Genomic DNA, 8,071 nt, shown 5'->3' on the forward strand with positions numbered 1-8,071 from the left:
CACCGGCACCGCATCACGAGCCGGACCGCAGCGGGACGCGCTCCACCGCCAACCGCTCCAGCAGGTCAACCGCGTGGTCGGGGCCCGGCAGCTCCGCCATCTCCGCGCGGGCCTTCTCGATGTCGGCGCGCATGGCCTGGTCGCCCAGGACGCCGAGCACGGTGGACCGCACCTCCCCGGGGGTGGTGGTGGCCGCGTCCAGCGCCCTGGTCAGGCCGAGTGCGGCGAACCGGCGGACGTTGTCGTGGTCGTCGGTCAGCAGCGGGATGCTGACCTGGGGCAGACCGGTGACCATCGCCCCCGTCATCGTGTTGAAACCGCCGTGGTTCACCACCGCCGAGCACCGCGAGAGCAGCAGCGACTGCGGCAGGTAGCGCTCGACGTGGACGTTCGCCGGCCGCGGCCCCAGGTCGGCGGGGTCGCGGTCGTGGCCGACGGTGGCGACCACGTCGGCGTCGAGGTCGGCCAGGCCGTCGAGGACCGTCCCCATCAGCCCGGGGTAGGCACCGGGGTAGAAGCGGATCGCCACGGTGCCGAACGACACGTACACCAGCGGCCGCTCCCCCAGGCGCTCCAGGTGCGGTGGCAGCCGCTGGTCGCCCAGGTTGTCGAACAGGCCGTCCCGCAGGTGGTGGGTGATCGGGGGCATAGGCCGGGCGGGGTCGAGCAGGCGCGGCAGCGCGAAGCACAGGTGCAGGTACCGGTGCAGCATGCCCACGCCGTCCCCCGGCGGCAGGCCGACCTCGGCGCGCAGCCGGTCCATCTCCTCGGCGATGTCGCCCACCAGCGGCGTCGTGTCGTAGAGCGGCGTGATGTCGACCGAGGCGCACGGGATGTCGAGCAGCTCGCCGACGGCCGCGGCGGCGGGCTCGTAGCTGTCGCGCACCAGGACGTCCGGCCGCCACTCCCGGCAGATCGGGACCAGGTCCGCCGCGGTGCGCCGGGCGCGCACGCCGTACATCACGCGGGCGATGGCGAGCCGGTCCATCTCCACGCCCGGCGTCAGGCCCTTCGCCCCCGCCTTCAGGGCGGTGAACTCCTCGTCGCCGTCCCCGTCGCGGCTCAGCCCGGCGGCGAAGCCGGCGAACCCGAGGGAGCGCACGTCGTCGAGGAGGTTGGCGGCGCAGGCGAACGCGACCTCGTGGCCGCGGTCGCGCAGCGCGGCGGCGAGCGGGACGAGCGGGTGCAGGTGACCGGACGTCGGGGTTGAGGTGAACAGGACACGCATGGCGACTCCTTCACGGGAACCGGAACCTGTGTTCTACGCCGCCGGGCTCCCGCCGGTCGTGCCAGAAGTGAGCACGCCCGGCGGGGGTGTCGAGCCGGCGGACGCGGCGGTGCGCGCCCGGAAAGAAGATCACCTCGGCGCGGGTGCCGCGGCACCTGCGCCGAGAACGATCAGCCGCTCCACACCGGACGGTCGGCTCACACCCGCTGGAGCAGGAAGCGCTGGTTGGCGCCGCCGGTGGAACTCCACTGCGAGATGCGGGCGCCGTCGGCGGTGGACTGCTCCCACACGTCCATCGACAGACCGCTCTGCCGGTTGACCAGGCTCACCAAGCCGCCGCCGTGGTCCACCACCCGCCACTGCTGGCTCGTGGCGTTGGAGTCGGGCTGCTGGGTGAGCCCTGCGGTGACCGACCACTGGATCAGGGGCGCACCCGCCGCCGTGGAGGCGCCGTTGACGTCCGCCGCCTTGCCACTGTGCTGGGCCACCAACCGGTAGTGCACGCCGGTCTGCGGACCGCCACCGCCACCCGTCGTCTCCACCGGGCGCCGGGACAGGGCCAGGGCCTGACCGACGTCCGGTAAGGGCCGCAGCCGGTAGGTGTAGGAGTAGTCCCGGTTGGCGAACAGCTTGTACTGGTCGAGGGGCTGGGCACCCCAGCTGTCGTTGCCGCCGACGCCCGTCTGGCGGTGGTTGAGCCGCAGCACGACTTCCGACCGCCGGGTCAACTGGTAGTCGTGCCGGACACCGGTCGACAGGTCCTCCGGGGTGAAGTGCGACGCGTTCACCTCCAGCAGCGGCTCACCGTAGGCGAGCAGGCCGCGGCCGTTGCCGTTGACCAGGGCGACCCACCGCACGTCGGTCTTGTTGCCGTTCTCCTGCGGGCGGATGTAGCCGGTCCACTGGCCGGAGACCGTGGAGGAGTACACGCCGACGTCGGACCCGCTGTTGCGGTCCCAGTGGTTCTCCTGCGGTCCGCGGCCGTAGTAGCGCACCTGCTCCAGCTCCGCGGGCAGGAACAGGATCGTCCCCACCTCCGGGATGTAGGGCAGGGTGGCCGCCCCGGGGTGCAGGGTGTTGTCGACCTTGATCTCCCCGTTGCCGTACACGGTGTACGTCGTGGTGTACCTCGACGTGGTGCTGGTCGGCAGCGTGCCGCTGACCGCGACCCGGACGGCGCGGTCCGACGGCCTGCTGACCGAGAACCCGGTCACGGTCCGGTCGAGGCCGGCGCGCCGCCAGGTGCCGTTCCGGCTGGGGTGGCCGTTGCCCCGGTCGTTGTCCGTGGGCGCGCGCCAGAAGTTCGGCGCCGGCCCGGAGTTGACCAGGCGCACGCCCATCGCGTCGAACGAGCTGATCGTGCCGGTCGCCTTGGCGAAGACCACGGTGAAGTCCGTGCCCGCGACGGTGACGCGGTCACCGGCCTCCGTGACGGTCAACGCGGGCACGTCCGCCACCGGGGTCGGCACGACGGGCGGGCTGGAGAAGTCCACCGGGAGCTGCTGCCGGGCCACTTCGAACCCCGCGTCGGCCCAGGCCGTGGCGGTCGCGAGCACGAACGACAGTTCCAGGAAGTGCTCCTCGCCCGGCGCCGGGGCGGTCGGTCGCCGCACGGGCAGCTGGACGGTCTTGCTCGTCAGCGGGGCGATGTCGAGCTGCGCCGCGGTGAGCGTCCCGCTCTGCACCACCGCGCCGTCGGCGACCAGGGCCCACCGACCGGTGAACTCGTTGACGTTGGTGAACAGGTTCTCGTTGGTGATCCGGACGACCCCGCCGGCGACGTCCGCGCCCGCCGAGACGTTGATCGCCTGGTAGACCCGCTTGACCTCGGCGGCCTTCCCGGCCGGCCGCCGGTCGGCGGTGACGATGCCGTTGGCGCAGAAGTTGCCGTCGTTGGGGTTGTCGCCCCAGTCGCCGCCGTAGGCCAGGTAGGTCCCCCCGCCCGACGGGATCGGCCGGCGCAGGCCCTGGTCGACGAAGTCCCAGATGTACCCGCCCTGGAGGACCGGGTAGCGCCGGACGACGTCCCAGTACTCCTTGAAGTTGCCGGTGGAGTTGCCCATCGAGTGCGAGTACTCGATCATCACGTACGGGCGGGTGTCGGAGGTGTCCCGGCCCCGGCCCTCGACCGCGGCCGGGCTCTCGTACATCCGGGACCGGATGTCGCTGACCTCGCGCCGGTTGTCGCCCTCGTAGTGGATGACCCGGGTCGGGTCGGCCGCGCGGATCGCGTTGCGCATGGTCACGAAGTTGCTGCCGCCGCCCGCCTCGTTGCCGAGCGACCAGATGACGACCGACGGGTGGTTCTTGTCGCGGTGCACCATCTGGACGGCCCGGTCCACGACGGCCGCGGTCCAGGCGGGGTTGGAAGCCGGGTAGCTGTCCCGCACGCCGTGGGTCTCCAGGTTGGCCTCGTCCATGACGTAGAGGCCGTACTCGTCGGCGAGGTCGTACCAGAGCGGGTTGTTCGGGTAGTGCGCGGTCCGGACGGCGTTGATGTTGAGCCGCTTCATCAGCACGATGTCGCGGACCATGTCCTCGCGGGTCACCGCCTGGCCGCGGTCGGGGTCCGTCTCGTGCCGGTTGGTGCCGCGCAGCGACACGGGCCGGCCGTTGATCCGCATCAGCCCGCCCGAGAGCGCGAACTCCCGGAAGCCGACCCGCGCCGACGCGGTCTGGGTGACCGCGCCGGACGGGTCGCGCAGGTGCAGCACGGCGGTGTAGAGGTTCGGGTGCTCGGCCGACCAGAGCTTCACGCCCGGGACGCCCTGGGAGCCCTGACCCGTCGCGTCCTGGCCGACCGGCACCGAGCCGACGTTCACCGGCAGCCGCAGGGGCGAGGACCAGACGGCCTGCCGCCGGGCGTCGTAGAGCTGGACCTCCACCGAGTACGTCCCCGACTGCTGCGCGCCGCGGTTGCGCAGCGCCACCTTCACCGCCAGGTCGGCGTTGGTGTAGTTGTCCCGCAACGGGGTGGTGAGCGTGAAGTCGCGCAGGTGCACCGGGGGCACGGAGTACAGGAAGACCGGCCGGAAGATCCCGGACAGCCGGATCATGTCCTGGTCCTCCAGCCAGTCCCCGTCCGGGAACCGGTAGACCTCGACCGCGACCAGGTTGGTCCCGGCCCGGACGTGGTCGGTGACGTCGAACTCCGCCGCCGTGTACGAGCCCTCGCGGTAGCCGACCTTCGTCCCGTTGACCCAGAGGTAGAACGCGGACTTGACGCCCTCGAAGTGCAGGTGGACCCGCCGTCCCTGCCAGGCGGTCGGGAGGTCGAACCGCCGGCGGTACTGGCCGACCGGGTTGAACCGGGTCGGCGCGAACGGCGGCTGGGCGTTCTCGTTCTGCCCGTTGGCGCCCCACCAGGGGTAGGTGAAGTTGGTGTAGATCGGGAAGTCGTAGCCGTGCTGCTGCCAGTTGGCCGGTACCGGGATGGTCCGCCAGGCGCTGTCGTCGACGTCGGTCCGGTGGAAGTTCAGGTCGCGGTCGGCGGGCCTGGCGACGTGCTTGAACCGCCACGTCCCGGTGAGGTCGAGCCGGTACGGCGACGTGGTGCGGTCGGCGTTCAGCGCCTGTTCCAGGTCGGCGTACGGCATGGAGGTCGCGTGCGGCGGCTCCGAGTTGACCTCGAAGATCCCGATGTTGTTGTTCCACTCGGGGTAGCCGTTGGGCGGGTCCACCCACGCGGCCGCCGGGACCGCGTCGGGCGCGCCCGACGCGGTCCCGCCCTGCAGGGCCGCGGCCCCCAGGGCGGCGAGCCCCCCGCCGAGAACCGTGCGCCGGCGGATGGGTCGTCGCTGGTCTTGCGGGTCGGTCATCGTCGTCTCCTCTGGACGAGTAGGACTGCGGTGGCCGCGTCGGACCGGCGGCTCCCGCTGGTGGTTCGCGCCACCTGGCCGGAGCGGACCGCGGTTCGTGCCACTTCGCGCCCGGTGGCGACCGGTGGCGACCGGTTGTCCGGAGTTCCGACCCTGGGCGGGGTTGCTGCGGCGGGCCCAGGTGACGAGCAATCGACCAACGTGTCGTCCGCCGGCGCGGGAGCACCTGGCGACGAGCATCCGCTGGGGCCGTACGGGTTCACGCACGGGTCACATCACGATCCGAAGTTAGCGCTAACACGAGCGTCGTGCAAGCATGGTTGAACCCTGCCTGAGGGACCTGGGACTGCATGGCTGATTTTAGTTAGCGCTAACAGTTTCACGGTCCGCATCAGGGCGGTTGAGACGGCGATCGGCCCGACGCGGAGGCCGGGCGGGACGGCCTCCGCGGGCCCGGGTCAGCTCCGCACGCTCCACTGCTGGTTCGCGCCGCCGTGGCAGGTCCACAGGTGGACCGGGGTGCCGTTCGCGGTGCCGTTGCCGCTGGCGTCGAGGCACAGCCCGGACTGGACGCCGGTGATGGTGCCGTTGGCGTTGACGTTCCACTGCTGGTTCGGCTGGCCGTTGCAGTCCCAGATGATCGCCGCGGTGCCGTTGGCCGTGCCCTGGCCGCTGGCGTCGAGGCACTTGCCGCCGTTGAGCACGAGCTGCTTGGCCGCGGTGTGGGTCCACCGCTGGCCGGTGCCGCCGGCGCAGTCCCAGAGCCGCACCTGGGCACCGTTGGCGCTCCCGGCGGCGATCTCGGCGCACCGACCCGACTGGGCGCCGACGAGCATGGCGTTCTGCGGGCCGCTGCCGCCGCCCCCGGGTCCGGCGTTGGCCATCACCGCCTGCGCGCCGGCCGGCCAGGTGCTCCCGGTGACCGTGACGTTGCCGGACACCACGTTGCCGCGGTCGCCGTTGGTCACGTTCGTGCTGCCGTTGGTCGACCAGTTGCCGGTGACCGTCCAGTTGCCCATGTTCTCGCCGCCCCAGTAGTTCGCGGTCGCCCAGGTGCCGGTGGCGGAGAAGACGTTGTTGGTGGCCGTGTAGAACCGCGAGCCCTCGTCGAAGTAGAGCCCGAAGTGGCCGTTGGTCCGCTGGCAGTGGTTCCCGCTGATGACCGCGTTCGGGTTCCACGCCAGGGTGTAGATGCACCCGCCGTCGTTCATCTGCTGCATGACGTCGTGGATGTGGTTGTTGAGGAGCCGGTTGTTGGACGCGGTCGTGGGCGTCGTGTAGCGCGGCTGGTAGTTGTAGAGGCCGCGGTTGGCGTAGTGGTTGCTGCCGCCGGCGTCGTTGGCGCCCCAGCCGTACCCGATCGACATGCCGGAGTAGGGCATGTTGTAGACCTCGTTGTGGGCCACCGTGGCGTTGGTGACGTAGGTGTTGAGCACCGAGACGTTGCCCCGGTACTCCACGCCGAGGTCGTGGAGGCGGTTGTGGCTCACGGTGATGTCCCGGTTGACCATCCGCTGGTCGCTCGGGTGGTGCGCGTCGGCGCGCACGCCGCCGACCACGACGCCGCCCGCCGAGCTGCGGGCGATCTCCGACCGCGTGACGGTGATGTTGGCGGCGCCCAGGCCGACACCGCCGGCGTGGGCGTTGGCGTCGTTGCCGATGCCGATGGCCGTCTGTCCCAGGTTGACGAATTGCGACTCGCTGAACGTGATGTCGTTGGCGGCCGAGACCTGCACGGCGGCGGGCATCTGGGACCAGTGCGGTCGAACCGCCTCGAACTGGGCGCAGCCGTTCTGGCAGGAGGTGATCCGGTCCGCAGGCCAGTTCCAGTTGCCCGCCATGTAGGCGCCGGTCTGCTGGTCCGCGTACCCCTGGTTGCTGCTGGGCCCCAGCCAGCTGGTGCCGGTGAAGGTGATCCCGCTGAACGAGATGTGGTGCGCCGGCGCGTCGTAGGTGCCGCCGACGTTGACCAGCGACTGCAGCACCGGCAGTTCGACGCCGGTGCTGCTCATGTCCTGCCCGGCCAGGGGGATGTAGGACAGCGCGCCGGTCCCGGGGTTGAGGTACCACTCCCCCGGCGAGTCCAGGAACTCGTAGGCGTTGGCCAGGTAGAGGGGGCCCGCCCGGTGCGGCCGGCTGAGCGTGTCGTAGCCGAAGGTGTTGTTGTTCCAGGCGGGCTGCTGCATCGTCAGGAAGTTCCCGCTGATGGCCTGCACCGGCGAGTACCGGTCGGTGAAGGAGTTGACGCTCTCCACCTCGACCCGGTTCTGGCCGGCCAGGTCGTTCAGGTAGCCCAGCGCCGCGTTGGAGAACCGCATGCCGGTGGCGGTGAACGTGAAGTCGGCCCGGTTCACCTGCGTGCGCGCCCGCGTGGCGATCGCGCCGTTGACGTAGAGCTGGCGGGAGTCGGTGCCGGCGGGGACGGTCGCGCGCCAGATGTTCCGGTTGGCGTCGACCCGCGACCAGCCGGTGACGGCGCGGGCCCCGCTGATCACGGGGCGCGCGGACGGAGCCGCCTGCCACAGCACGCGGTGGCCGTTGTTGCCGGAGTCGGCCGCGGTCAGCCGCAGCGGCTCGCTGAGCCGGTACACCCCGTCGGCCAGTTGCACGACGATGTCGCCGGACATGGCGCTGTTCTGCGCCCGCACCGCGGCCTGGGCGGCGGGCAGCGAGCAGGGCTGGGTGGCCGAACAGGCGGTGCCGGTGCCGGCGGGGGCGGCGTGGATGGTCGTGGTGGCCGCGTGCGCGGACGGGGCGAGGGTCACCGACGCCGCCAGCACGACGGCGGCGACGCCGACCGGTGCCGGCCGCCGCACCGCGGGTAACGAGGACGCGAACAAGGGGACCTCCTGACGTTGGGATGAGTTGTGCGGCGGCGTGTGGAGGCGGTGGGCGGCGCGTGGTGGCGGCGAGGTGCGTCCGGGCACGCGGCCCGGGCGGGGGTGGGCGTCGCGACGACCGGTGAGGTGGTCTCGCCGGTCAGGACGGCAGCGGGTCGAGGTGGTCGGGGGCGACGGCGTCCCGC

Annotated in this window: 3 protein-coding genes; all 3 read right to left on the reverse strand. The window is 71.8% G+C overall.

Going from position 1 to position 8,071, the window contains the following annotated elements; genetic code table 11:
• Window positions 1–13 precede the first annotated feature (13 nt).
• The 3 genes from ACFV4N_RS36105 to ACFV4N_RS36115 all read right to left on the reverse strand — a co-directional run bounded on the left by ACFV4N_RS36105 (window position 14) and on the right by ACFV4N_RS36115 (window position 7,886).
• The gene (locus tag ACFV4N_RS36105; protein ID WP_499677158.1) at window positions 14–1,228 is read right to left on the reverse strand and encodes a glycosyltransferase; all 1,215 of its coding nucleotides are present in this window, start codon (window positions 1,226–1,228) and stop codon (window positions 14–16) included.
• Window positions 1,229–1,425: 197 nt separating this feature from the next.
• On the reverse strand, window positions 1,426–5,046 hold the full coding sequence (gene lacZ, locus ACFV4N_RS36110; RefSeq protein WP_499677159.1) for a beta-galactosidase, LacZ type: 3,621 nt from the start codon (window positions 5,044–5,046) through the stop codon (window positions 1,426–1,428).
• Window positions 5,047–5,504: 458 nt separating this feature from the next.
• Window positions 5,505–7,886, reverse strand: a complete 2,382-nt coding sequence (locus tag ACFV4N_RS36115) for an RICIN domain-containing protein (protein WP_499677160.1) — start codon at window positions 7,884–7,886, stop codon at window positions 5,505–5,507.
• Window positions 7,887–8,071: the final 185 nt, after the last annotated feature.

This window comes from Actinosynnema sp. NPDC059797, assembly GCF_042732085.1.
Taxonomy (GTDB): Bacteria; Actinomycetota; Actinomycetes; order Mycobacteriales; family Pseudonocardiaceae; genus Actinosynnema.

Coding starts and splice junctions, on each gene's coding strand:
- ACFV4N_RS36105 (WP_499677158.1), bottom strand. CDS start 1,228: ATGCGTGTCCTGTTCACCTCAACCCCGACGTCCGGTCACCTGCACCCG.
- lacZ (WP_499677159.1), bottom strand. CDS start 5,046: ATGACCGACCCGCAAGACCAGCGACGACCCATCCGCCGGCGCACGGTT.